General features: G+C 27.4%; 1 protein-coding gene. It reads right to left on the bottom strand.

Annotation, left to right across the window (positions count from 1 at the left end; all coding sequences use genetic code 11):
• On the bottom strand, positions 1 to 1,470 hold a 1,470-nt coding region (locus tag EZH24_RS11555; RefSeq protein WP_137999241.1), incomplete at its 3' end, for a type I restriction endonuclease subunit R.
• Positions 1,471 to 1,579: the final 109 nt, after the last annotated feature.

Raw genomic sequence — 1,579 nt, 5'->3', positions numbered from 1 at the left:
TAAATAGTTTACCCTACCCTCATAATATATAGGCACCGTAACATCATCTTCAACAGACTGTGTTATATCGTATTTGTCAATATAATTACCAAAAACATCTTTTGTGTTTCTGTCGTCTTTTTCTATAGGAGTACCTGTAAAACCTATTTTTATGGCATTAGGAAAAGCATCATTAATATATTTGGATATATTATATTTTATTTTACCATCATCTTTTATTTGAGTCTTTTCAAGATCATGCGAGCGGTGTGCCTCATCTGCTATTAAAACAATATTACTTCTTTCGGATAATGCCTCATCATAGTTTTCAAACTTTTGAAGAGTTGTAAATATTATACCGCCTTTGTTAATATCTTTTAACTCTTTTACAAGTTCTTTTCTAGACTCTATTTTCTTTGGTGTTTGTTTTAAATATGTATCTATTGCACTTGAAAAAGTTGAAAATAATTGTTCGTCCAGTTCCGTTCTGTCTGTAATTATAACTATTGTAGGATTATCCAAACTTTGAGATATAACCTTTGCCGCCATAAGCATAGTAAAAGATTTGCCAGAGCCTGTGGTATGCCAAACAATACCTGCTTTTGTTTTCTTCTCTGAATATGCCTTTTTTACATTTTTAATTATTTTATTGACAGCAAAGTATTGATGATATGCAGCTAATATTTTAGATGTTTTTAATTCTTCTTTTTTTCCGCTTTGTATATAAAAAACAAAATAATGAAGAATATTTAAAAATCTTTCTTTTTGAAGCATTCCATTAATTAAAGTTTTATACTGTTTGTTTAAATCAGCATTTTTATCTATAATATCAATATCTTCGCTTTCCCTTTTCCAAGAAATAAATCTACTTTTATCCGCCGTAATAGTGCCTACTTCTGCACGTATGCCGTCAGTAATAACACAAAAAGCATTATAATAAAAAAGATTAGGTATGCCATTTTCCATATAGTTTTTTAACTGCAAATATGCCTCATCTATAGTTTCAGAATCTGCAACAGGATTTTTAAACTCCATAACAACAAGAGGAATACCATTTAAATATATTATTACATCAGGTCTTTTATTTTCAATATCGATAATAACAAGCTGATTAACAATATAAAAATAATTATTTTCTATATTCTCATAGTCAACTAATTTTATGTATGTTGCTTTATTTTCATTATCAAAATAATTAACTTCTATTCCAAATGAAAGATATTTTTGAAATGTTTTGTTTTTGTCTATATAATTAATTTCTTCAAGATTAGTAATTTTTCTTAGAGCCTCATTAATAGCCTTATCTGAAACGTTTGGATTAATTTTTTTAAGAGCTTTATATAATACTTCAGTGATAACAACATTTTTGGTATTATTCATAGAGGGAAAATTTTCTCTGATGTCCCCGCCATAATAATATTCATACCCAAGATTTTGAATCATCTCAATAACGGTTACTTCAAAATCACTTTCATGCATATACTTTTTCATAAATAGAACTCCTATACTGTATAGTATATAGTGTATATTTATTTTATATAAAGTCAAATAAATTATTTAATTTTAATCTCTCCGCTCATAAGCTTTGGCAACAGCGTAT

The sequence above is a fragment of the Brachyspira catarrhinii genome, assembly GCF_005518285.1.
GTDB classification, from domain to species: Bacteria; Spirochaetota; Brachyspiria; order Brachyspirales; family Brachyspiraceae; genus Brachyspira; species Brachyspira catarrhinii.
Note: the sequence above shows the minus strand (reverse complement) of the source record. Positions and strands in the feature narration are given on the sequence as shown.